Raw genomic sequence first — 23,444 nt, 5'->3', positions numbered from 1 at the left:
TGTTCTCTATCTTCATCATGTGTTCCTTTATTTAAATAATTCCATTCTAATAAATGCTTATTATTTTTTGCTAAAATATTATCTAATAATGGAGATATTTCATTAAACTTTTCTATTGTATCTTTAGAAAGTTGTTTATTAAGTGCTTGGACAATACTCATTAGTTCTGGGGGTTTCCCAGGAGAACGCATTGAAACAGAAAGGTTAATATTATAATCTTTGGCAAGTCGTTTCCAAATTGTATTGGTTAGATTTTCTAGAGCTCTTCTACTATTTGCTAAGCATTCTCGGACTTGACCTTCATCCAATCTTTTTTGTGCTAGGATTAGGTAATTTCTTGGCTGATCTAATTTAATTAAAATCTTTTTTGATTCATCAGTTTTTAGAAAATCTATCCGTGTAACGGTTTTGTTGTATTTAGCTTTAGGTATGTTATTTTCTAGTTGTTTCAAAAATTCCTCACCATGGGTAGTAATTATAAGTTGTTTTTCTTTAATATCATCATCGCCTAAAATAGTTTCAATCACCCCTTTTCTGTGTTCATCATCAATAGCATTTACTACATCATCAAAGATCAAAATTGGCAAACCTTCTTGAACATTTTTAGCTAGTAATATCGAAAGACCTAAACATCTTATATGCCCTTCACTTAGAACATGTAATGCATCCAGATCTTTTCCATCCTTGTACTGAATTGTAATTTTTTCACCAGCACTATCTGGTAGTTTAAGTTTTTTTAGAAGATCACATGGATGATCATATCTGTTGATGACATTATAAAAATCCAATGCCTTTGTATTCAATTGTGCAGTTAATTTTGCTGGTAACTGTTGATTATATTCATCCAAGCGTTTTTTTAGAGATAAATAAGCTTTATTATATTTTTGATTTCGCTTCATTATCAGCTTTTCTTGTTTTACTTTTTCCATGAGCTCTTTATTTTCTTCATCAAAGTTTTTAATTGCTATTATTGCTTGTTCTTTATCTTTTTCAAGTGTTTCATAATTCAAATTGATCTTTGATATTTCTTTCAAAAGATCCTGTAACTTCTCATTGTTTAATTTTAAAGCTTGAATTTTTTCTTCTGTTTCATTAACCGTTTTATTATAATTATTTAAGTAATCTTTTAAACTTGTAAAAATATTTATGTGATAAAGCATAGTAGCTATAGCATCACCTAAATTTTTATTATCCTCTTTATTAATATCAAATTGTTCTTTCAAAGAACTTAGAATTTGCATATCTGGAAAATTTATTGTCTCCCCTAATGAAATAAGTTGAGGAAACTGTGTGTCTAGTGATCTTGTATTTTGATCAATTTCCTTATCAACTTTTAATATTTGGTTTTCAAGCATTATTGCCTTTTGAAATTCTTCCACTTTCTTTTTCGCATTAGCAAAGGGATCTTTAGGAACAATTAAATTTTCATCATCATATATCTTAGATTCACAGGCAGGACAAATATCACTAAATTTATCTTCATTATGGATTATAGCAGTGTATAAATCTTTTAATGACAATTCGTCTTTATAACGAATTAGTTCCTCTCTCATGTCAAATTTTTGTTTGCTTAAATTATGTAATTGAGTGATATCCTCTTTAAACTTATCAATTCCAGGATCTTGCTTCTTTTTTAGCATTTCAAGGCTAGCTATTTCCAAGCTATTATTTTGATATTTTTCTTTTAGTTTTTCTAGTAATTCTTCTAATGTTTGTATACTACTAAACTTTTTAATTAGTGTATCTCTGCTTTGATTAATTTCCGCTTTCTTTTCAGGCTCAGATTCTAACAACTTTTGATAGCCAATAATTTGTTTTTGTTGTTCTAAAAGATGGGTTTCCTTTTCACCTTGACATTCGTGATAGCTGTCAAGACTTGTGTTGAAATTCATGACAAATGAGTTAAAATCCTCTAGTCCAAATAGTATAGCTAATCGTTGTTGTTGAGCTTGAGGTGTATTAGCACTAACTCTCGCAAATCCATCTATACGATTCCTTTCAATAAAATAAAATTCATTAGTCTGTTGATTCGGCATAACTTCAACCTCTTCACCAAGTGAATTTATACCAAAGAGAACGGGCGTTTCTGCTTTTCCGGTATCTACATTTTTTATATAGTTATGGATGGATATACGTTTAGATTCAGCCTCTTGAATGCTTCCAAGGAGAGAGTATTCAAGAGCTTCAAAAAGACTTGATTTTCCAGTTCCGTTAGGTTCATAAACGAACGTATAGGGATTTTTGAAATTAATAGTTTGTTCATCACTAAAGCCACGAAAATTTTTAACAATTAGTTTAGACAAACGTTGCACTTGTCTTTCCGATAATTTACGTATCGGACTTTCAAAATCAATTTCGAAATCTTGAACTTGATCATACGTAGGAATTAAACGAGCTATTAGTTTTCCACGCTTGCCACTATGACTCCCAGTACTTTCAATATCTGAGAAGTTATCTATCTAAGATTTTAAAATATCTCCAAAACGAAAAATTTATATCTCTACAGTTATTTATGAGAATTCAGCTCATTTTTTCGTTTTTCAGATGAGTGTATTTCTTAACTTGATAGCGATGTAGCGGCTCCCCTTTTAGAATAGTAGAGTATAAACATGAAAAAACTCCTAACAAATTTTGTTATGAGTTTTTTAAAATACATGATATTTTATTTGTCAATATTTCTTCAATCTTCATTATTGATTTTTATTGTGCCTGTTCTAGCACTAACCTTTAAAATATTTAACAGATTATCAGGTGTCTTGATTTCCAATTCATATTCAAATTTAGATTGTGCTAAGTTGTCATCTTCTAATTCGAATTCTTTTTTCACATTAATAATTTCTCCATTTGTATGAGCTAAAGAAATTTCACGAACTTGTTTCTCTGTGTAGTTTTCATTCTTTTTTGCATAATTGTAACCCATACCATAATATCCACCAACAATAGCAATACCACTTACTAAAATAGCAATTACACTTATAATTATTTTCTTTTTATGTTTTAACATTTTCATCCACTCCTTAATGATTAATCATCTATTCCAAATCTTACTTCAAGTGCATTTTCTGCTTGCTCTAATTGATCTTCAAGTATATCTTGTTCTCTTTCTTGTATTTGATATTGTTCAACAGTTATCGTTCCAGCATAATAATCTGCTTCTAGCTGATCATCAGATAGATCTATCTTGTCATCTAATTGGTCAATTTCTTTTTTTGCTGCTAAGTACGTATTTAAGTTATCTTCTTTTGCTCCAACTGGTTTCGTATTATTTGCCTTTTCTACAATAGATGTGACTTCGTTTTTGAAATCTTGTGTTTGCTTAGTATCATTCATAGCAGGCCCTGTTTTGTGTGGTTCTTGTTGTAGTTGAGCACCTTCTTTTTGTGATGTATCGTTTTCTACTTTCAGTTGTTGTACTTCTGTATCGTTATCAGCTTGAGTCGAACAAGCTGTTAAGAATAAACAAGACATTGCTCCAATCATCATCCATTTTCCCATTATGTTCTCCTCCCTTTACATGTGCACCTGATCCATGTCTTTATATTACTGAACAAACATTAAAGGAAGATTAATGTGCAAAAAATAAAATGATATAATTAAATAGTTTCTAATCTTTCTTTAATGTTTTGAAATTATAGTGATACATATAAATAAGAAGAAAAGGAGAATGTTAATGCGAGTTCTTATTGTCGAAGATGAACAAGACTTACAAAATATATTAGTAAAACGATTAAATGCAGAATATTATAGTGTCGATGGATGTGGGAATGGAGAAGATGCATTAGATTATATAAGCATGGCTACCTACGATTTGATTGTGCTTGACATTATGATTCCCGGAATAGATGGTTTACAAGTACTACAAAGATTACGCGCGGACAATAATACAACACCTGTCTTGCTTCTTACAGCTAAAGATACAATTGATGATCGCGTAACAGGACTCGACTTAGGTGCGGACGATTATTTAGTAAAGCCCTTTGCTTTTGATGAGCTGTTAGCAAGAATTCGAGTGTTGATGCGAAGAAAAACAGGAAATACATCTAATGTGTTTGAAATCGCTGACCTAGTGGTGGATTGCAATATGCATAAAGTAACAAGGGGCGACCGAGTTATCAATCTTTCCAGTAAAGAATTTGCTATTTTAGAATATATGATTCGTAATAAAGAAGTTGTGTTGACACGAGATAAAATTGAGCAACATGTGTGGAATTACGACTATGAAGGTGGCTCGAATATTATTGATGTTTACGTCCGCTATCTTCGCAAAAAAATTGATAGCCAGTTTGAAACGAAGTTAATTCATACAGTACGAGGAACTGGTTACGTATTGCGAGTAGAATCATGAAAAGACTATCAATAAAAATGAGAGTGACCCTATGGTATACGGGGCTAGTTGTAATTATTATGGCACTCGTGTTAGCTTTTATTTTAACTTCTTCAGATAAAGTTGTGCTCTTTAATATGAAAAATCAATTGAAGAGCACAGTAAAAGAAAGCATTGAAGATATCGAATATAAGCATGGACAGTTAAAGATTGACGATGAATTTGAAGCCTTAGAAGATGGAGTAAATATCATCATTTATAGTAAACAAGGTGAGCTGCTGGCAGGACATAATCCAACAACCTTTAATAAAAAGGTATCGCTTAAATCCGATGAAATACAAACCATTAAAGACGGTAATAAAGAATGGATAGTATATGATTTTCTCCATAATGTAGGCGGCGATGAGCAAGTCTGGGTTCGTGGAATAATGACCATGAATCAATTATCATCAACCATGAATACAATTATTGTGGTAACACTCATCTCATTTCCATTGCTTATTCTCATTGCAGCAGCGGGAGGATATTTTATTACGCAAAGAGCGTTTCGACCTGTGCAACAAATGAGTGATTCAGCCAGTAAAATTGGTGATGGTAAAGACCTTTCGAAGAGAATTAATTTACAAGGTTCATCGAAAGACGAAATGTATCATTTAGCACAAACCTTTGACAAAATGTTTGAGCGATTGGAGACATCATTCGAAAGTGAAAAACAATTTACATCTGACGCATCTCATGAATTAAGAACACCAACATCTGTTATTATTTCGCAATGCGAATACGCTTTATCGCAGAGGAATAATCCGACAGAAATGGAAGAATCGTTAGAAGTAATTTTAAGGCAATCGCGTAAAATGTCCGCGTTAATCTCGCAACTCTTATTATTAGCACGAGTTGACCAAGAAAAGCATAATACTTTTCAATTTGAATGTATCAATATGAGTGAATTAACGGAAATCGTTGTAGAAGAGCTTTCATTAATGGTTCAAGAAGCTTCGATTAATATAACAACAAATATAGAGGAAGACCTGTTTATTAGAGCAGATCAAACATTGATGATGCGTTTATTAATGAATTTACTAACGAATGCGATTGCTTATAGCAAAGCGAACGGCACTGTGAATATGCAACTGTTCCGGGATGAAACCAACATAATAGGTAAAGTCTCCGATAATGGCATAGGCATCAGCGAGCAACATATTGTGAAAATATGGGACCGCTTCTATCGAGTTGACGCAGCACGAACATCTTCAAACAATGGAAATACAGGTTTAGGATTGTCGATGGTAAAATGGATTATAGAACTACACGGAGGAGAAATTACCGTTGAAAGTGAATTAGGAGAAGGCAGTACTTTTACATTTAAACTACCTATTGAAAACCGAGCATAATGTATGCTCGGTTTTAGCTTTAGAATACAGATTGATTAAAAAGCGCTCTTCACTCCTTATTTAAAAGTAAATACAAAAACTCCATTTTGAAAAAAAGCGATCAAAATGGAGTTACTCTTTTTAGCTATATATGAGATTTTATAAAACCATCTACTTAAATCTATTTTCCAAGTATACCATTCAACAATCTGAAATATTCTAATCAACACAATCACTCAATTAACTAAAAAAGTCGGTTAATTGCATAACGCTTTTCTAACTTTTCTTGCGAAAGTTAGTGGATCATCAACGTCTTCGATATTAACGTAAATCAAATTTGGATTATCACATAACCACTCATTGTGTATAGACGAAACTATTATTCCTTGTTTACTAATTGTAGCAACAAATTCAGTAACTTCCTTTTGCAAGAGTGCTACCCGCCCTAGACATAATGCCCGTCCAGTTTTATTATCTCGTGATTCGAATGAGAAGGAAGTTGTTACTCTAAAACGTTTTCCCAAGATTGTTGCTTGTATTTCATCCCGATTTATTGTTGCCACGCATTTTCCACCGGCGAATCCTTCTTGACCGCCGATGATTCTTGCAAACTGTTGACAAATTGATTCCTCATTAATCGCCATACCTTCAATCATCCCCCCTTTTACTGTTAGGTTATGAATTCATACATAGGTCTGAAACGGTAATGAATCTATTCAGTTACAAAAAAGATGATGGCAATCTAACGAAATCTGTTAGCCAAATTATTCTTGATCCTATGAATTGCTACCAGAGTTTAAATGATGCAGAATTTTTTTGTTATGAAGTGTTTTTCCTTTTTAGCTTGAGGGGTATGGGGTGCTACTCCATCGCTATTAAGTTAAGAAACACATTCTTCCCCAAATGTTCAGTTACAAAATGTCTTAGACTATATTTAGTTGGTATAACTAGATTCCTCTATTCTTGTTTTCTAAATGTAACACTGAAAAGATTTAACCTTATCATTGGAGGGCACATAGATACATGACAATTGTTTAAACTAGATCATGAACTATGAAACAAATTTTTATAAGTAAAACCCCAGAAATCCAACGGTCTCTGGGGCTTTATTATATATTTAGCTCTTTTTGCTTTTTATTTTGTTTATATCTATAGAGCAATTTTCGACTTATGAGAGAAATCAGTAATAAAATCAGTACTAGTACGAAAAGTTGCATATATGATAAATTAAAATATTTAGCACCTGTAACAAGTAAAAGTGTAGAAATCGTACCTTTTACAATGAAAAAAATAATAATCCATAATCCGCCTTTTTTCCAGTTCATTTTTATTTTACCCTTTCCTACGTTTAAATTCTTGAAAAATTTAGTGATGGTTCTTGAATGTGACACCTTAATAGAAATCTATTATATTAATAAAAAAATAGACTTTTTCACAAAAATCATGTCCAATTACATGTGACGACTTCATAATAAATGAAAATGATATTCAGTGTCAATTTTATTGACTATTTGAATACCTATTTTTCATCTCAATCTCTTTCCAATTTGTTTCTTATAGGCAATGAATTCTTATCTTCAAACGAAAAACACCTCCATTAAATTTGCATACTTAGTATGCAAATTCAGGAGGTGTTTTTTCATATACCACTATTCAGGTTTACTTCAATCATGATTTCCTGCTTTTCTATAAATCTTTTAGTACACGATAACTGGATCATAAGTGTTCAAATTATCATACACAGTTTTTGCAACATTAGGAAGAAGGTTAACACACCCGCCTGATCCCCCTGTTAAATAGGCATTATTTGCCCAGTTTGTTCGCCAGCCGGCATCATGGAACCCTTGACCGCTATTTGTGAATGGAACCCAGTAATCTACTTTAACTGCATAATCAGCTTTACCTACTGCGCTGCCTTTCAGCGTGTATGGTGTTCGTTTATATAGGACGTACCACACACCTGGTGATGTATCTTCACTCGTGCTATGTTTACCAGTTACTACATTTGTTGTAACTACTAATTTTCCATCTTTGTAAATCCAAATTTGTTGCTCTGCAATTGAAACTTCCGCATACGTGTCTCCGATGCCATTATTCGATGTTGTTTTATAACCGATACCTTCCTTCTCCCAACCATTTCCATGAATATTAGAAGCAGATAGCGATTTTTCACCCTTTTCAAAAGCTTGTTGAACTTGTTTTGTTTCTTTTTCAACATCTAGTGCCCAGCCATAGCCTTGCCCTTTTACTGATATGACCGAACCAGAATGAGTTTTAAATGCGAAATCTTTATTTAACGTTGATTTAGCATTATTAATTTCAGCAATCTTATTCTTAATGTCGCTCGCATCGATTGTAACTTTCATATCCTTTGACATAGAGGCATTTTGAATTAAATCTTTTGCTTTTAAAGGATAAACTTCATTCTGCACTTTATACTCAACGGATTGCCCAAGAAGATTTTGTAGTGCTTCCTCCTCTTTTTTGACAATCGGATCGTCTTCTTTAATAGGCTTTATGTATGTAGACTTCAGATGAATTTCACTTTTATACTTCTGCTTGTCGTAATCTTTCAGTAGACTAGTAACGTCATACTGTTTTCCATCAACGCTCTTCGAAATAACAACTTTTCCTTGTTCAAGCTTCGCCATAGCATCTTGAGGCGCTTTTAATTTTTCATTCATAGAGATGAGCTTTTCTTCTACAAGTTTTTTCATCGTTTCACTACGATACTGATCCGCCTCGTCCGGTAGCAATGAATAATTTTTTTCCTTTGCGGAAGGGAAAAATGTCCACTGGCTTTTTAATAGTTTCTTAACTTGAGGCACATCTTTTTCCGTAAGTTCCGTTTTTGTATCTTTTTCATCTAAAATTTGTTGTTGATCGACATAGACTTTGTTTGCTAATCCAGATGTTTTTAATTGCTGTATTGCCTGATCAGCGCTCAGACCACCGACTTTTGTGTCGTTAATCGTAACATTCGAATTGAAGTGAGTTGCCTGATAATAACTCATTCCCCCAATGAGAAGTGCAATTATACCAACACCCGCTGCGATAAACTTCCAATTTGTAAAACGTTTGCTTGATCTTACTCGTTTTCTATCAACTTCTTCAACTGATTCATTTACTGTATTGTTGTTCATCAATCTTTCCCCCGTATACATTAACGTCCATCGATTTTAAACCAAAACCATTGACTAGTGTACCTTATTTTTCCTGAAATTTCATTATTTTTGACCAAATTTTATCGCATTTAATTGATCAAATTTGACTTTTCAATAGAACGACACATCAAGATGGTAGATAAAGTGAAACTTTAAATCGTGTTACTATTCATCTATTAACAAAAGAACAAACAAAGAAAAGGTTGAAGGAACACGCAAAAGAAGAAAAAAGGTATTACTAGCAAAGAACGAATTGTTACTATTCCCAATTTACGGAAAATTTGATATGATATTTTTATAAATAGAATATTTTACATTTTAGGAGGATGAAATGGAGAAAAAAACAGATTTTTCGTTGTCACTTTTGTTTTTTTGGATTAAAGGGTTTGTTTCAGTTGATTCAAGATTTGTAAAAGTATCAACAGGAAACACTATATTAGGATTTATTCCTGCTGGAAAAGATAATCAAAGCATTCCTTTGAAAAATATTAGTTCTACAATGATTTCTTCTCAGTATAGAATAAAACCTATTATATTAGGATTGATTATTCTTCTTATTTCCTTTAATACCCTAGGAAATAACTTTATATTCGGACTCATTTTACTATTAATCGGAATTGGTATTTTAGGTAGTGGTATGCAAAATGTATTGATTATTCAAAGGGCTGGATCGGATTATATTTTTTCAGTGCCATTCTTTGAAAAAGCTAAATTGGAAACTATTCAAGATTGTATTGCTGAAGCATTAGCTTATGATACAGATAAAACTGATTTAAATTTATTTTTCAATAAAAAATAAAAAAGACGATAGGATTTCCTATCGTCTTTTTTCACACTTACGCAAACAGAGACGTATTCGCATATAAAGCTGGTGAGCCACCTGAATGTACGAATAAAATGTTGTCTTCTTTATTAAATTTACCTTTTCTAATTAAGTCAATTAGTCCTGCTACTGCTTTACCTGTATAAACTGGATCAAGTAAAATACCTTCTGTTTTCGCAAGTAACTGAACTGCTTCTACCATTTCCGCTGTCGGTAACGCGTAACCTGGTCCTACATATTCATCAAAACATGTAACAGCTTCATGCGAAATAGAGTTTGGAATACCAACGTGAGCTGAAGTTTCATCTACAAGTTTTGCTACTTTCTCTTCTTGCTCCGCTTTTCCTCTACTTACGTTGATTCCGATTACAGGAATTTTGCTTTGCGTTCCGGAAAAACCAGTAATTAAACCAGCATGCATACCAGCGCTACCACTTACACAAACAACTGAACTGAAATCAATTCCTTGTTCAAATGATTGAGCCATAATTTCTTGCGCACAAGCAATATATCCCATTGCGCCAGTAGGGTTCGATCCACCAACTGGAATGACATATGGTGTATTTCCTTTTTCACTTACTGCTTTCGCTACTTTATGCATCTCTTCCATAAGGTCTGTTCCATTTGGCACAACAATTACGTTTTCAGCACCTAATAAATGATATAAGAAGTAGTTTCCGTTAAAGTCTGGCTTTTCTTCTGGCTCAAGCCCTTCTTCTAACACAAGAATACATTTCATTTTTTCTTTTACCGCAGCTGCAAGTGTGAGACGACAATGGTTTGATTGAATACCACCAGCTGTAATTAACGTATCTGCACCTTTTGCCTGTGCATCCGCAACTAGAAACTCTAACTTTCTCGTCTTATTACCACCAGCTGTTAAACCAAGTAAATCATCTCGCTTAAAATAAATAGTCGGCCCACCAAGTGCTTCAGAAAAATTGTTTAATTTTTCAATTGGTGTATATGATTCTGTATATTTTTTTCTCGGAAATTTAGCTAAATTCATCAATAACGCTCCTTTTATACTCTTTCACAGTAAATGTAACCATACTATTATTACATGGAAAAATGATGAAGTCACCTTTCCTGATTAAAAATGTAGGGAATTTCGAATACGGTGAATGAAATTATACGAACGATTTTTTCAATATATCGTTCATTACTTGCAACATATCAACGATTTTTCAAATATATCGATCGTAACTTGAAATATATCAACGATTTTCTTAATATATCGATTTGCCGACAAAAAATCACAAACAGAAAGACTTTCTCATCAATCAAAAAAGAACCCACATATTTAAATGCGGGCTCTCTCCAATCACCTATTTGCTGAAAAACGAAGAAGCTGTGTTAATCCCGGCTCTAAATTCATTTCTCCTTTATGACGAACATATACGATTTTATCTCCATCAAATTTTGGAGTGTCCCCTGGATTATACGTATGCCACTCATTCGTTCCTTCTATAGAGTACTCCATATATTCAGTTGCACCGGCAATTACGTTTTTACTATCATCAGCTGTTACATTTGGTGCCATTTGCGCAATTTTTGAATCACTAATTAATAATTTCTTAATATCCTTATCACGTTTATAATCGTAAGCCGTTACGACAACATCGTTACCGTATGCTTTCACTTGCAGTCCTTGTTTAAATGAATATCCATCTGGAGCATTCTTCTCGCCACCATTTGGTCCAGCTGACATCCAGCCTGTTTCAATTCCGCCCGTATTTACAACCGTAAATCCTTTTTCATCTCCGCCTTCAATTTTCTTTTTACCAGCCCAATCTGGTAAGTTTAAATCCCAATGCGTATGACTTGTGAAGAAAACAACTTGCGGATAGTCCTTTAATATATCGTACAATTTATCAATGTTTAAATAATCTTGTAAATACGGATTTTGTCTTGATCCAGATACCGTATCCGGTAAAACGTGATGAGAGAAAATGAAAATTGGTTTATTTTTATCTTTTTGACTATACTCTTCTAAATTTTGTTTTAACCATCCTAATTGCTCATCACTCATATATACCTCATCCCACATTTTCGAATCGTGGTATTTCATATATTTTTCAGTTCCTAAAAATAAAAGCGGATAACCGTCTAACTCTTTTTTATGATATACCTTATCTTGTCCGCTAAATTTTAAATATCGATTAAACAATGTTTCTTCCGTTACACCATTTGGCCATGTATTTTGAGAGAGTTTCCCATCAGCTGTCCATTTACCAGCGTAAAATTCATGATTCCCAACAGTTGACCATACATTTTCCGGATGCTTATTCTTGTTTAACACACGCTTTACATCATCATATTGTGACTGCTGTCCAGTTGGCGTTATATCCCCATTCATAATAAGCGCTCTAGAAAGTGGCGTTACTTTATTCATATCTTTTAATACGTGATCAAAATCCCCTAAATCCCCTTGAATGTCACTAATAACATTAAACATCGTAGCTGTTTTTCTTACTCGCTCTTTCTCTTCCGCGTGCATTGTAAATGTCGGTAATAATACCGCCATAACAGCTAATGAAGCAACTGCCTTTTTCATACAATTTCTCCCCCTAATAATAGAATGTATAAACTGACATGTTCTGTGTTCTCTTAGTTGCTTGTCCAATTCATATTATAAGGAGGGATTGTAAAGATAGATGGAGTAAAAATTTAAGTGTTTTTTAAGAGATTTTGTCTTTTTTACAATACCCATTCAACAATTGGCACCAATTGTTCTATTTACCTATTAATATTAAATGAGTGTAAAATCACACGATAAATCGCTTAGTTTGATACGTTGTGTTTTAATCTATTTTACATAATCTCAATAAAATACTTTACCTTTTCAAATTCTCTTCATTTAATTCGAACAACTCTGGTAAAATAAAACGCCCATCTTTTCTAATTAGTACATCATCGAACCAAACTTCACCCCCGCCATACTCCGGTCTTTGAATGTTTACTAAATCCCAATGTATCGCTGATTTATTCCCGTTGTCTGCACCTTTTAATGAATCTCCAATCGCTAGGTGAAAACTACCATTTATTTTTTCATCAAATAACGTATTATTCATCGGATGTAGTATGTAGGGGTTAAAAGCCAGCGCAAACTCTCCAATATATCTTGCTCCCTCATCCGTATCAAGAATTCGATTCATTCGCTCTGTATCATTTGCATATGCCTCTATTATTTTCCCCTGTTTAACATGTAACTTTACATTTTGAAACGCATAACCTTGTTGAACAGATACTGTGTTAAACGTTATTACTCCATTTACAGAATCTTTAACAGGTGCTGTATATATTTCGCCATCCGGGATATTATCCGTACCATCCCCCTTTAAAACACCTATTCCTTCAATAGAAAACTCCAAATCCGTACCTTCCCCAATAATCCTCACTTGTTTTGTCTTTTCCATTAATTCTTTTAACGGCTCCATAGCTTTGGACATTTTCTTGTAATCTAACGTACATACATCATAATAAAATTTTTCATAAGCCTCAGTACTCATATTTGCTTCTTGCGCAGAAGCCGCATTCGGAATGCGAGTTGTCACCCATCTCGTTTTATACACTGCTTCACTATGTGCTTTTCCAAATATCTTTTGATATAACTTCATTTTTTCTGCCGGTACATCTGCTAATTCATATGCATTTCTAGGACTACGGAGATTAATATAAACTTGCATTTTACTTAATCGATAACTCTCCCAATCTGCAAATAACTTAAATTGTTCTTCAGATCCTGATAGAATTAATTGCCTTGTAACAGAAACATCGCGCATTGATACATGCGCATATCCCCCTGCTTTTTCCACAGACTTAATAATTTCACGAACTACTGCGGGATCTATTTCAGTAACACTTTGAATTAACACATGATCACCAGGCTGCACTTTAGTCGAATGATTGACTAGTACATCCGCTAATTTCGATAGTTCTCGCTTCATTACGCTCTCGTCCCTTCACTATCGTTTCAATAGCTTAATAAAAAATAAAAGGCTCTTTTCGTAAAGATTGTTGCTTATAATTAAAATAAAGGTTAATTTTCTTAATACGGTATAGTATTTACAGCAGATTATTCAGCAAACGGGCAGGATTGTGAAAGTATTGAGTTCGAGATATCTTCCTAAAAACCATTACTATAATAAAAGGATGACAAAATTTTTATGGTTAGTATGATAATTTGGAAACAGAAGTCAGCTTAATCTATGAAAACCTTATCTGAGGAGTGATGTAGGTGAAACAAAATATTTACGATAATCCGAATTTCTTCAAAAACTACACAGCATTGCGTGAAAGTGGAATAAACGCTAATGACTTCATAGAACAGCCAGCAATCAAATCATTAATTCTGTGTTTGAAAGGAAAATCGGTATTAGACTTGGGTTGCGGTGATGGTCATTTTTCAAAGTATTGTATAGAAAATGGTGCAAAAAACGTAATAGGTGTAGACATATCCAAAAATATGATTGAACGTGCTAAAAAGTTAAATCAGGATGATAACATAGAATTTATGTGTCTTCCTATGGAGGATATGGGACTAACCAATCAAAAGTTCGACCTGATTATAAGTTCCCTCTCTATACATTACATTGAAAATTACTCGGCAATGATTCAAAAGATTAATGAACTATTAAAAAGCAGTGGTGAATTTATCTTTTCAACCGAACATCCAATAGCAACAGCTCGCAAAGGAAGCAACCATTGGATAAAAACTGAGGATGGTAATACATCACACTGGGCATTAGATAATTATCAAGAAGAAGGAATCAGAGTACACAACTGGTTTGTTGACGATAGTGTGGTTATTTATCATAGAACTGTTGCCACATTAATAAATACTTTGATTGAACACGGGCTTTCGCTGGATAAAATAATCGAACCACAATCAACTTTGGCAGGGATAGAGAAAATGCCAGATTTAATAAACGAATCGCGAAGTCCATCTTTTATTATAATCAAGTCAAAAAAAACAAAATAATATTTAAAAATATCTACCGCAATCTGGGAGCTTTTATTGAATTACAAAAACAGCTGTTTCACTAAGGAATGGCTGTTTTTTATACTTCACGCAGAAAATTCACAGTGATTTGATTAGAATTTTGACAGGCACTAAGTAGCATTTGATTTATCTGTTCTTTTTCCGCCAATTTTTTGCTTTGTTGAAGAAAGTTGAACCAATAAAGGTAATTGTCCAAGTATTTGGTTGCTACTCCTTGAAACCTATTCATCCACCCTTTTAATCGCTTGTGATAGTTGTTGACGTTTTGGAGATGGTAGATATAAAATAAATCATTAGAAATATAATGTATAAATTCCATAACGTAGGTATTGCAGCTACACTAAAATACAGAGTCCCAGGTAATAACCAACCTCCACAAAGGATCATCAAAATCTTTTTCCTAACAAGCACTGCAATAACTGCTAAAAAAGACGGAAGTAACAAAATAAAAAATACAGTGATATATACTTCCTTATCAAGCATTTGATTGCTATAAGGGTTAAAATATAGAAAAATAATTGAAAGGATAAAAATACTTATAGCTGCAACAATCGCTATATAAACGCTTAAATTTTTTTTCATAATTCCCCTACTTCCAACAGCAATTTACTCCTATATACCATACAGTGAACCATAGCACCGCTTACGCTCGAACTTCAAACATTACAGTTTTTATCCTCATACAATCCCTTATGCCTCGATATTCAGTCGCAATCTTACCAACTGATTGACTTATACCTTTACAACCATGCTACACTCCCTGTTCACTTTCGATTCCAGATAAGGTTGTTGGCATTACCCTAGTTTTCTTAGGGTATCGCTACCTATTTACGCAATATTTACTGCCCATCTTGGGCGCACAATGAAATGATTTCCTCCACCAAGTGTACCAATACTCTTTTGAGCACGTTGTAATGTGAACGGGGCTCTTACACTATCAAAATCAATTATTTTTGAAAATCTATGTTCCTTATCTCGAATACGAAAACCACTTGGGACAAATTTACGAATTGTTTCGTCTAAGTGATCGAATTTGATTTCCTCTTTCTTCTTATTAATCATAACAACTTCCATGCCACAACCAATATCGTACTTACCTCCCAGTTTCCTGAAAGAGTGGACTATACCTTCTCTACAGTCATCGAGATACGCAGTCTCTACCGTAGGCTCACCGTATTAATTATCCCTCTTCAACTCAAAATGGATGAGGAATAATTCTGTATCTCAGTCTGCTAACCTGATACAAGTCTCTGAACCATTCGATTATGTCACCATAACCACTGGCTGCTGATTGCCCTCGCCTTTTATCGTTAGGGGTCCCAGTCAATTGAGTGAGTAGTTTAAAGTCTGAGCCGATTAATTAACCCCGACTAAATTAGGCACGATTTTATCTTGAATCGTCATTGTTGTCCCAATCGTACAACCTGCGCCTGCATGTGTATCTGGCATAATACGAATCTTGCTATCCTTTACGAACTCTTGATTACAAAGATCAATAATTTGACCTGCTGCAGTTTCTTCTACGTTAGTAGTAAACACTTTCGCTTCATTGTATTTTCCTTTTGAGACTCCCACGACTAAAGTCGCAAGCCCGAATCCTTACGGATTTACGGGTGGGATTCTTGAATGACTAAGCGTTCGCAGTCCATTTCTGTTTTGAACAGCCTTCAAGATAAGGGCATCTCATTGCCCCTCCTAAACCAGACCATATAGGTGCTTAGGCTGATTGACTGTTACCATCAATCACAGTTGCGTAGCGAATATTCATCGCTCCAACGATATCACGATGTGTCTTAAACCCACATGGACACTTGTATTTTCTATCTCGAGCCTTATTCTTTTCAGCACATTTCGGACAACTTTGACTTGTATAAGCTGGATTCACATATTCAATCTGAATACCAGCTATCGTTGCTTTATAAGCAATAAATTGTGCCAAACGATAGAATGACCAAGTGTGTAGGTTCTTTTCGTTTTTACGGCTTGTTCTTGCCGTCTGTCTTATATTCGTTAGTTGTTCTAATCGAATGACAGAAATATGATTTGCAATCGCAAAATTAATAATTGCACGACTTATTTTGTGATCTTTATCTTGCATCCATCTTTGCTCTTTATCATCCATTCGCCGAATGGCATTCACTTTTTTATCTTTTCCTAACTTCTTACGAACACTACGAAACTTACGCTTCTTATATTTATTGTGCCTACCACTCCCAAAGAAACGAACCTTATCATCATCTGTGATTGCTACTGCAGGGACCTTGAGACCTAGGTCTACCCCTAAAACTTTCGTTCCTGCTCTTTCATTTGTAGGAAGTGTGACAGATATTTGGGCCATCCACTTATTCGATTTCTTTGTGATACGAAGTGTACCTAACTTATGTTTTAACAAATCCAAATTGCGATTTTTTTTATTGATTAATAAAGCACGGACCTTTAAACGAGTGGACTTTCCATTTACCTTAAACGGGATTGAAATATGAGTGGCTTCAAATGAATAATTTTGATTGTTCCATACACAAACAGGTCTCTTTAGAATCGGAATGATTTTATAATTACTTTTCTTTACTTTTGTAGCAAACAAACTTTTTGCGTCTTTAATCGCTTGATTCTTCACCGCACTTGGGATATTTGCTTCAATATCTTTTGTGCTTTTTTTCGTACTTTTCTTTGCTTTAACCATTTCTGATACAAGTGTATTTATAACTTTGATATATTCGTGACTACTTTGTTCCAATAAACGGATTTGCTCTTTTGTTGGAATCAATTTCACTTTCACTGTTAGGGTCTGTGACATACGTTTCATCCCCTTGTTTTTTGATTTTCAACATCGTTCATTTGATACATTTCTAGCAATAGAAACAAAATGAGAACGTGTCCATAAACTTTGCAACTGCATGAGACGATAAGATTTTTCTCTCAAACACTTTGAACCGTTCTTCTATAATCATTTATTCTCGTTACAATATATCTTTTATTCTCAGAAAATCACAACAAAAAGACCTAGAGAAACTACCTATACTTTGGATACTTAAAGTACCACGAACCTTGCGATTTTTAGTGGTACTCCGTATCCAACCTCACTTTCATCCCATGCCTAAAGGCAATGGGCTTTCTCGTTCGGAAAGGGCTGTAATTTCAACATTTTCTATTTCCCCTTTCCTTTAGTTTCCACAAAACAGTACTCATATATATGTAGCAATATATTTATAATTATATTTTCCATCACTACATTTAATTTCCTTGTTTTTCCTAAAAAAAAGACACAGAGATTTCTCCCCATGCCTACTTATAGCTTTAAAAATTAACTACTGAATATTTTTATTGCGCTCTAATTGATTTTGAATTCCTGACCTATCAATTTGAATCCAATACTCTGCAATTTTTCCATCTTCTACTCTATACACTGCACTTGCTATTTGAATTATTGGAAGTCCTGTAGGTTGATATCCATCAATTTCTCCTACATGCATACCTACTTGTTTCCAACGTACATATACTTTACTTCCTTGTACTAAAAATTCTTGAATTTCTAAAGAAAAATCACCATATACTTCAACCATCTCTCTTACATGTTCGGCATAATCTTCAGGTGTTCTACAAACTGTTTGTTCTTCTTCAGATACAATTTGATGTGCCAATACTTTTTCTGCCATTAATTGATTTGCATAGTCAGGATGATTCCCTGAACGTACTTCATCAAAAAATTTTCTAACAATTTGTTCTGGCGTCATTTTAAAACCCCCTTATTAAGAAATCCAATACTAATCATATCATAGCTTATTGTAATCTAACTATTAAAGTAAACTGATTCGTGTATACAATAAAAAGATAAAATCTCTTCTTTCTTAAGAAATTCCACTTATTCCCCCTGAAAATTCACAATAATAATTATCTACTTCTTCACCGCATGAATATAATGCACCGTTTCAAAAGCTTTCAAATAATCGTTTCGACCTTCAAAATATAATGTATGGATATCCTCTGGTGATAAGTGCTCATAAATGAGTAAGCCCGCCTTCTCTAACAGTACTTCCATTTCGGTATAAGAATAACACGCTGTCATCGGTTCTCCACCTACCGAAGCCATTTTCACCATTTTTTCAACTCGATTGGACAGCCCTTTTTCTGTAAATAAGTTTTCATCCGGATAATCGAAAACGATAGAACTTCCTACTGGAACCATTTTGAATAAACATTCTATTAAACTGGAAAGTTCCTCTTTCGCTAAATAGTACGTAACACCTAAAAGGCTAAAGAAAGTTTTTTTCTTTTCGAATCCTTCATTACGTAACTGTTCATAGGAAAATCCTTTCGTAAAATCCATTGAAACAAAATGAAGGTTATTTGGAATTTCAAGTTTTGCTTCTTCTACTCTTTCCTTCTTAAACTGTTGCGTAGAAGGATGATCCACTTCGAATATTCCTATTTTATTTTCTAATTCTCGGTGTCTGAAACTGAACGTGTCTAAGCCTGCACCAAGTATGACGTATTGTTTTGCTCCTAGTGTCATTTCATGTAGTAATACTCTTTCACAATATGCTGTGCGTGCCAAAGGTGTTGGTGATAACTGAATTTGCGTAATCCATTTTAATACTTCTTTCGGATCATCTTGAAACTGCTCTGCAATATCTTTATTGAAAAAATGTATCCCTTGAACCATATTCGTTTCAATATTGTTACGTTCTTTTGGTAAAATTAAATCTTTAGCTACATAATCATCAAAGATTTTAGGACTATCAAATTCACTATGATATGCCCTTCCGAAAGCTGATACTAGTGATGTTATACTTGCTTCACCTTTTTTCACGCACATACACTCCTTCATTTTCACAACAAAAATAGGGTTCCCCTGGCCAGGAGAACCCTATTATACACGTTATCTTTATATTGGTAAATTATAGCGTAAATAAGTTTTTTTGTCAAATTTTTAGCGCGCCATCACTCTAACGATTTGTGTATTCTCTAGCAGGAAGATTTCACCCCGCACAGAATATTCCTGTTTATAACAATATAAATGGAGGCCATTATGAAAAGATTAGTCATCAGCACAGTAGGAAAAACCCACAGTGGAAAAACTACATTCGCTAGGGCACTAGAAAAAGAGTTACCCCATTCTTTTATTATGGATCAAGACAACCAAGCTGAATTTATTAACACGCATTATGAAAAACTACAGCCCACAGAAGGACCTAATACTTTAAAGCATGGTCTTTCAAAATTCATTGTTAATTATGCAAAAGAACATACAAATTTACATCTTATTATTTGCAACTCAAATAGAAGCCGAAACGGACGAATGTATTTGCTGAATGAATTGTTTAAGAAAGAGGAATATGTACGCATATTAGTTCATTTTGACACCCCAGATGATGTACTTTATGAAAGAGTGGCTCTTAGTAAGCGAAGTACAAATATATTTCGAGGTAACTATTCCAGTTTCAAAGAAGTGCTTAATCGCCAACAGGCTGAATCACTTCATGAAGATATAGTAGATCCTGTAGAAAATGAAGCTGATTATTTGTTTGTTATTCGTAATAGCAAGGATGTAAACACCACTATAGAAGAAATTATTCATCTCGCTGAAGGTTCCTCCCTCCCCCTAAATAATAGATTTTAAACATTACATAATCATAGATTATTATGCAAATAATTCCTCTAGGCGCCGAACATAGTATATAATGATATAATAATCTGTTTTTATATGCTCAATTTTACACAATAGAGTGCATTCATAGGAAAGAGGTACAAAAATATGAAAACAAAACAAACAATTGCTGCATCTACACTAGCTTTAGCAATGATTGCGGGGTCTACCCCTACTCATGCAGAAGTAAATGATGCTACTGCTGGGCAAAGTACTGGAGATCGATTAGCTGAAATTAAGCAACATAGACAAGAGTTAGATGCGAAATTGCAGCAGCACAAAGAAAATGTGGATCAAACGTTAAATGAACTTAACCAAGTTAAGCAAACTGTCGATGAAAAAGCGAATGAACTGCATCAACATAAACAAGTAGCAGATGAAAAAATCGGCGAGATTAAACAACATAAACAAGAGTTAGATGCAAAACTTCAGCACGACAAACAAATTGCTGATGAGAAAATCGCTGAAATTAAAGAGCATAAAAAGCAAGTAGATGACAAAGTTGCTGAAATTAAAGAGCATAAGCAAACTGTTGATGAAAAGGTTAACGAGATTAAAGAACATAAACAAACTGTCGATGAAAAAGTGAATGAAATTAAGCAACATAAAGAGAACATCGATCAAAAGGTTAATGAACTTAAGGAAGTTAAAAAACATGTAGATGAAACATTAGCTGAGTTAAAGAAAGCGAAACAAACTGCTGAGGACAAACTTGCTGAGCTAAAAGAAAATAAGCCGAATACTGGGAACACGTTAGAGGAACTTAAGAAAATTAAAGGCAATTTAGATAGTCTTTCCGCTAACTTAGAACTAGCTAAACAAGATATAAAAAACAAACTAGCTGAATTACAAGAAGCTAGACAAGATTTACTAAATAAAATAAACGAAATGAAACAATCGAAACAAACTGTTTCAGATGATTTAACAAAGAAAAAACAAGACTTAGATATTAAAATCAACGACTTTAAACATACTGAGAAAAAAATTGATGACAAATTAGCTGAGGTACATACAACGCAGCAAAATGTAGATAACAAGATTAATGAAGTATCACAATCGAAACCAACGCAAACAGATAATAACAATACTAATGTTCCAGCGAAAAACACTGCTAGAGAACTTCCTAACGCTGGTAGTGAGCAATCAGGTAATATGGCTTTAGGAATGTTATCTGTCTTAGGCGGCGTTCTATTACTTACGCGTAATAAAATTAAAAAAGTTTTTATAAAGCAATTATAATTTATATTATATAATCTACTGTCTCTTCTTTAAGACCATTGCATCAGCTTCTTAAAGAAGAGACCAAATATAGATAAGTTTATGAACTAGCTATTCCTCTCAAATTAGATTCTCTCTATCCACATATCATTTCTTGTAAAGGCAAACCTTTCACTTTTCCATTATGATAATACAAAAAAACAAATATATTTATCAAATTCAAACTTAAATTAGTTCCATATACTTTAACAAAACTGAAAAACTTTCACTCATACTGCATTCACCTAAGTCTCGCTAATTAGGAAAATGTACAATTCTTTAACAATGCTACCTCTCAATTCATACACTACTAATAGAACTTGTGTAGCAATAAAATTTTCCAAATCATCTAGACTGCCACTACTCACCTTCTACTAGTGCCTATATGATATTTTCATCCTCCCTCCTATAAAGTTCTTATTCTTCTAATTACTACATGATCATATTCCATTGCTACACCAGAACGACATCTATAAATATTTATAAGGAGTGAAATACATGGGTTCAATAAAACTCACAGGACGAGTAATTTACAAAGGAGACCCTGGTTATCTAGAGGCGGTTAAGAACTGGAATCCTTACGTTGATGTCTTCCCTCTCGTCTTTGTTTTTGCACAAAATTCATATGATATCAGTAACGCAATTAAATGGGCTCGCGAAAATCATGTTCCCTTACGTGTCAGAAGCGGTCGGCATGCGCTAGATAAAAATCTTTCTGTAGTAAATGGCGGCATTGTTATCGATGTAAGTGATATGAACAAAGTTAGTTTAGATAAAAAGAATGGTATAGCAACCGTTCAAACTGGAATTCACGTCGGTCCACTTGTAAAAGGACTAGCTAGAGAAGGTTTTATGTCACCGTTTGGAGATAGTCCAACAGTTGGAATTGGTGGCATTACAATGGGCGGTGGATTTGGAGTAGTCTCACGAACAATTGGTCTAATAAGTGATAACCTTATTGCTTTGGAAACAGTAGATGCAACAGGCCAAATCATTCAAGCAGATCCATGTTGCAATAAAGATTTATTATGGGCTTCTAGAGGTGGTGGTGGTGGAAATTTCGGATACAATACTGAATATACATTGAAGCTTCACCGTGCCCCTAATACTGCAACAGTCTTCAATATCATTTGGCCATGGGATCAGTTAGAAACTGTTTTCAAAGTCTGGCAAGAATGGGCTCCTTTTGTAGACTCACGATTAGGATGCCTACTTGAAATTTACAGCAAAATAAATGGACTTTGTCATGCAGAAGGTATTTTTTTAGGTTCAAAAAACGAACTTATAAACTTACTAGAACCTTTAACAAGTGCTGGAACTCCAACACAAATTGTTATAGAAGAATTACCTTACCCAGCCGCTATAGATTTCTTAGATCCTGATGAGCCAATCCCTGGTCGATCTGATCAGAGCGTTAAGTTTTCTTCGGCTTGGGCACTTAACCTTTGGCCCGAAGAACCTATTTCAATTATGAAACAATTTTTAGAAGAAGCTACTGGAACAGAAGCTAATTTCTTTTTTATTAATTGGGGTGGCGCTATAAGTAAAGTACCTAGCAGTAAAACAGCTTTCTTTTGGCGTAGCCCATTATTTTATACGGAATGGACTGCTAGTTGGAAAGATAAGTCCGAAGAGGCTGCAAATCTAGCATCAGTTGAAAGAGTACGCCAATTAATAAAACCTTATGTAACTGGTTCTTATGTTAATGTTCCAGATCAAAACATCGAAAATTTCGGACAAGAATATTACGGATCAAACTTTGCTAAGCTTCGAAAAATAAAAGCAAAATATGACCCCGAAAATCTTTTCCGTTTCCCGCAAAGTATACCACCCTCTTCCTCTTGTTAATGTATG

General features: G+C 33.9%; 20 protein-coding genes and 3 pseudogenes. 7 read left to right on the top strand and 16 right to left on the bottom strand.

The genetic code is table 11. The annotated features are described in order from the left end of the window. From JTF23_RS18920 to JTF23_RS18910, 3 genes are all read right to left on the bottom strand, one after another. Positions 1-2,303: AAA family ATPase (locus JTF23_RS18920; RefSeq protein ID WP_204209381.1), on the bottom strand; the 2,303-nt coding region annotated here is incomplete at its 3' end. A 377-nt stretch (positions 2,304-2,680) separates the two neighbouring features. Continuing rightward, entirely contained in the window at positions 2,681-3,004 is a 324-nt protein-coding gene (locus JTF23_RS18915) for a PepSY domain-containing protein (RefSeq protein ID WP_204209380.1), read from the bottom strand. Between the two features lie 20 nt (positions 3,005-3,024). Then, positions 3,025-3,495 carry a hypothetical protein gene (locus JTF23_RS18910; protein ID WP_204209379.1) on the bottom strand — a complete coding sequence of 157 codons (471 nt, stop codon included), beginning with the start codon at positions 3,493-3,495 and terminating at the stop codon, positions 3,025-3,027. 175 nt (positions 3,496-3,670) lie between these two features. Between JTF23_RS18910 and JTF23_RS18905 the strand changes: the two genes are divergently transcribed. Together JTF23_RS18905 and JTF23_RS18900 are read left to right on the top strand one after the other, a co-directional pair. After that, positions 3,671-4,345, top strand: a complete 675-nt coding sequence (locus JTF23_RS18905) for a response regulator transcription factor (RefSeq protein ID WP_002161191.1) — start codon at positions 3,671-3,673, stop codon at positions 4,343-4,345. After that, a complete protein-coding gene (locus JTF23_RS18900) occupies positions 4,342-5,715 on the top strand; it encodes a sensor histidine kinase (protein ID WP_002199968.1) in 1,374 nt (457 codons plus the stop codon). Before JTF23_RS18905 ends, JTF23_RS18900 begins: the two co-directional genes overlap by 4 nt. 236 nt (positions 5,716-5,951) lie before the next feature. Here JTF23_RS18900 and JTF23_RS18895 read toward each other — a convergent pair whose 3' ends face one another. From JTF23_RS18895 to JTF23_RS18885, 3 genes are all read right to left on the bottom strand, one after another. Further along, the gene (locus JTF23_RS18895; RefSeq protein WP_204209383.1) at positions 5,952-6,338 is read right to left on the bottom strand and encodes a DUF1259 domain-containing protein; all 387 of its coding nucleotides are present in this window, start codon (positions 6,336-6,338) and stop codon (positions 5,952-5,954) included. Between the two features lie 465 nt (positions 6,339-6,803). Then, on the bottom strand, positions 6,804-7,019 hold the full coding sequence (locus tag JTF23_RS18890) for a hypothetical protein (protein WP_002110681.1): 216 nt from the start codon (positions 7,017-7,019) through the stop codon (positions 6,804-6,806). A gap of 372 nt (positions 7,020-7,391) precedes the next feature. Then, on the bottom strand, positions 7,392-8,837 hold the full coding sequence (locus tag JTF23_RS18885; RefSeq protein ID WP_204209378.1) for a L,D-transpeptidase family protein: 1,446 nt from the start codon (positions 8,835-8,837) through the stop codon (positions 7,392-7,394). A gap of 352 nt (positions 8,838-9,189) precedes the next feature. Between JTF23_RS18885 and JTF23_RS18880 the strand changes: the two genes are divergently transcribed. Continuing rightward, positions 9,190-9,657, top strand: a complete 468-nt coding sequence (locus JTF23_RS18880; RefSeq protein ID WP_002110683.1) for a hypothetical protein — start codon at positions 9,190-9,192, stop codon at positions 9,655-9,657. A 37-nt stretch (positions 9,658-9,694) separates the two neighbouring features. Here the strand turns inward: JTF23_RS18880 and cuyA are convergent, their stop codons facing one another. The 3 genes from cuyA to JTF23_RS18865 all read right to left on the bottom strand — a co-directional run bounded on the left by cuyA (position 9,695) and on the right by JTF23_RS18865 (position 13,631). Next, the gene (gene cuyA / locus JTF23_RS18875; RefSeq protein ID WP_070139620.1) at positions 9,695-10,690 is read right to left on the bottom strand and encodes a D-cysteate sulfo-lyase; all 996 of its coding nucleotides are present in this window, start codon (positions 10,688-10,690) and stop codon (positions 9,695-9,697) included. A gap of 315 nt (positions 10,691-11,005) precedes the next feature. Next, on the bottom strand, positions 11,006-12,238 hold the full coding sequence (locus tag JTF23_RS18870; RefSeq protein ID WP_088099252.1) for a DUF4073 domain-containing protein: 1,233 nt from the start codon (positions 12,236-12,238) through the stop codon (positions 11,006-11,008). A gap of 280 nt (positions 12,239-12,518) precedes the next feature. Beyond that, a complete protein-coding gene (locus JTF23_RS18865; RefSeq protein ID WP_088099253.1) occupies positions 12,519-13,631 on the bottom strand; it encodes an aminopeptidase in 1,113 nt (370 codons plus the stop codon). A 290-nt stretch (positions 13,632-13,921) separates the two neighbouring features. Between JTF23_RS18865 and JTF23_RS18860 the strand changes: the two genes are divergently transcribed. After that, positions 13,922-14,665, top strand: coding sequence for a class I SAM-dependent methyltransferase (locus JTF23_RS18860; RefSeq protein WP_088099254.1), 744 nt, complete (start codon positions 13,922-13,924; stop codon positions 14,663-14,665). Between the two features lie 79 nt (positions 14,666-14,744). Here JTF23_RS18860 and JTF23_RS18855 read toward each other — a convergent pair. The 7 genes and pseudogenes from JTF23_RS18855 to JTF23_RS18825 form a co-directional block, all read right to left on the bottom strand. Beyond that, positions 14,745-14,966: pseudogene (locus tag JTF23_RS18855) on the bottom strand (IS1595 family transposase); the annotation flags it as partial. Then, a complete protein-coding gene (locus tag JTF23_RS18850) occupies positions 14,924-15,268 on the bottom strand; it encodes a hypothetical protein (RefSeq protein WP_088099255.1) in 345 nt (114 codons plus the stop codon). The pseudogene JTF23_RS18855 and the gene JTF23_RS18850, both read right to left, overlap by 43 nt. 279 nt (positions 15,269-15,547) lie before the next feature. Further along, positions 15,548-15,760: pseudogene (locus JTF23_RS18845) on the bottom strand (RtcB family protein); the annotation flags it as partial. Positions 15,761-16,045: 285 nt separating this feature from the next. After that, positions 16,046-16,261 (bottom strand): annotated as a pseudogene (locus JTF23_RS18840) (RtcB family protein); the annotation flags it as partial. A 142-nt stretch (positions 16,262-16,403) separates the two neighbouring features. After that, entirely contained in the window at positions 16,404-17,483 is a 1,080-nt protein-coding gene (locus JTF23_RS18835; RefSeq protein ID WP_199715432.1) for an RNA-guided endonuclease TnpB family protein, read from the bottom strand. Between the two features lie 511 nt (positions 17,484-17,994). Next, positions 17,995-18,420: an ester cyclase gene (locus JTF23_RS18830; protein WP_002066202.1), complete on the bottom strand. Its 426-nt coding sequence runs from the start codon at positions 18,418-18,420 to the stop codon at positions 17,995-17,997. Positions 18,421-18,581: 161 nt separating this feature from the next. Then, positions 18,582-19,502 (bottom strand): class I SAM-dependent methyltransferase, encoded by a 921-nt coding sequence (locus JTF23_RS18825; protein ID WP_204209377.1) that lies wholly within the window; start codon positions 19,500-19,502, stop codon positions 18,582-18,584. A gap of 213 nt (positions 19,503-19,715) precedes the next feature. Between JTF23_RS18825 and JTF23_RS18820 the strand changes: the two genes are divergently transcribed. The 3 genes from JTF23_RS18820 to JTF23_RS18810 all read left to right on the top strand — a co-directional run bounded on the left by JTF23_RS18820 (position 19,716) and on the right by JTF23_RS18810 (position 23,438). Then, on the top strand, positions 19,716-20,306 hold the full coding sequence (locus JTF23_RS18820; protein WP_204209376.1) for an ATP-binding protein: 591 nt from the start codon (positions 19,716-19,718) through the stop codon (positions 20,304-20,306). Positions 20,307-20,441: 135 nt separating this feature from the next. Further along, positions 20,442-21,572, top strand: a complete 1,131-nt coding sequence (locus JTF23_RS18815; RefSeq protein ID WP_204209375.1) for an LPXTG cell wall anchor domain-containing protein — start codon at positions 20,442-20,444, stop codon at positions 21,570-21,572. Positions 21,573-22,088: 516 nt separating this feature from the next. Further along, positions 22,089-23,438 carry an FAD-binding oxidoreductase gene (locus tag JTF23_RS18810; protein ID WP_204209374.1) on the top strand — a complete coding sequence of 450 codons (1,350 nt, stop codon included), beginning with the start codon at positions 22,089-22,091 and terminating at the stop codon, positions 23,436-23,438. Positions 23,439-23,444 lie beyond the last annotated feature (6 nt).

The organism is Bacillus sp. RIT 809, from assembly GCF_016892495.1.
GTDB classification, from domain to species: Bacteria; Bacillota; Bacilli; order Bacillales; family Bacillaceae_G; genus Bacillus_A; species Bacillus_A cereus_U.
Note: the sequence above shows the minus strand (reverse complement) of the source record. Positions and strands in the feature narration are given on the sequence as shown.

Excerpts from the sequence above, each read along its gene's own strand:
- JTF23_RS18890 (WP_002110681.1), bottom strand. The coding sequence starts at position 7,019 with ATGAACTGGAAAAAAGGCGGATTATGGATTATTATTTTTTTCATTGTA.
- cuyA (WP_070139620.1), bottom strand. The coding sequence starts at position 10,690 with ATGAATTTAGCTAAATTTCCGAGAAAAAAATATACAGAATCATATACA.
- JTF23_RS18820 (WP_204209376.1), top strand. The coding sequence starts at position 19,716 with ATGAAAAGATTAGTCATCAGCACAGTAGGAAAAACCCACAGTGGAAAA.
- JTF23_RS18915 (WP_204209380.1), bottom strand. The coding sequence starts at position 3,004 with ATGTTAAAACATAAAAAGAAAATAATTATAAGTGTAATTGCTATTTTA.
- JTF23_RS18810 (WP_204209374.1), top strand. The coding sequence starts at position 22,089 with ATGGGTTCAATAAAACTCACAGGACGAGTAATTTACAAAGGAGACCCT.
- JTF23_RS18825 (WP_204209377.1), bottom strand. The coding sequence starts at position 19,502 with ATGTGCGTGAAAAAAGGTGAAGCAAGTATAACATCACTAGTATCAGCT.
- JTF23_RS18835 (WP_199715432.1), bottom strand. The coding sequence starts at position 17,483 with ATGTCACAGACCCTAACAGTGAAAGTGAAATTGATTCCAACAAAAGAG.
- JTF23_RS18905 (WP_002161191.1), top strand. The coding sequence starts at position 3,671 with ATGCGAGTTCTTATTGTCGAAGATGAACAAGACTTACAAAATATATTA.
- JTF23_RS18815 (WP_204209375.1), top strand. The coding sequence starts at position 20,442 with ATGAAAACAAAACAAACAATTGCTGCATCTACACTAGCTTTAGCAATG.
- JTF23_RS18900 (WP_002199968.1), top strand. The coding sequence starts at position 4,342 with ATGAAAAGACTATCAATAAAAATGAGAGTGACCCTATGGTATACGGGG.
- JTF23_RS18885 (WP_204209378.1), bottom strand. The coding sequence starts at position 8,837 with ATGAACAACAATACAGTAAATGAATCAGTTGAAGAAGTTGATAGAAAA.
- JTF23_RS18895 (WP_204209383.1), bottom strand. The coding sequence starts at position 6,338 with ATGGCGATTAATGAGGAATCAATTTGTCAACAGTTTGCAAGAATCATC.
- JTF23_RS18870 (WP_088099252.1), bottom strand. The coding sequence starts at position 12,238 with ATGAAAAAGGCAGTTGCTTCATTAGCTGTTATGGCGGTATTATTACCG.
- JTF23_RS18830 (WP_002066202.1), bottom strand. The coding sequence starts at position 18,420 with ATGACGCCAGAACAAATTGTTAGAAAATTTTTTGATGAAGTACGTTCA.
- JTF23_RS18850 (WP_088099255.1), bottom strand. The coding sequence starts at position 15,268 with ATGAAAAAAAATTTAAGCGTTTATATAGCGATTGTTGCAGCTATAAGT.
- JTF23_RS18910 (WP_204209379.1), bottom strand. The coding sequence starts at position 3,495 with ATGGGAAAATGGATGATGATTGGAGCAATGTCTTGTTTATTCTTAACA.
- JTF23_RS18865 (WP_088099253.1), bottom strand. The coding sequence starts at position 13,631 with ATGAAGCGAGAACTATCGAAATTAGCGGATGTACTAGTCAATCATTCG.
- JTF23_RS18880 (WP_002110683.1), top strand. The coding sequence starts at position 9,190 with ATGGAGAAAAAAACAGATTTTTCGTTGTCACTTTTGTTTTTTTGGATT.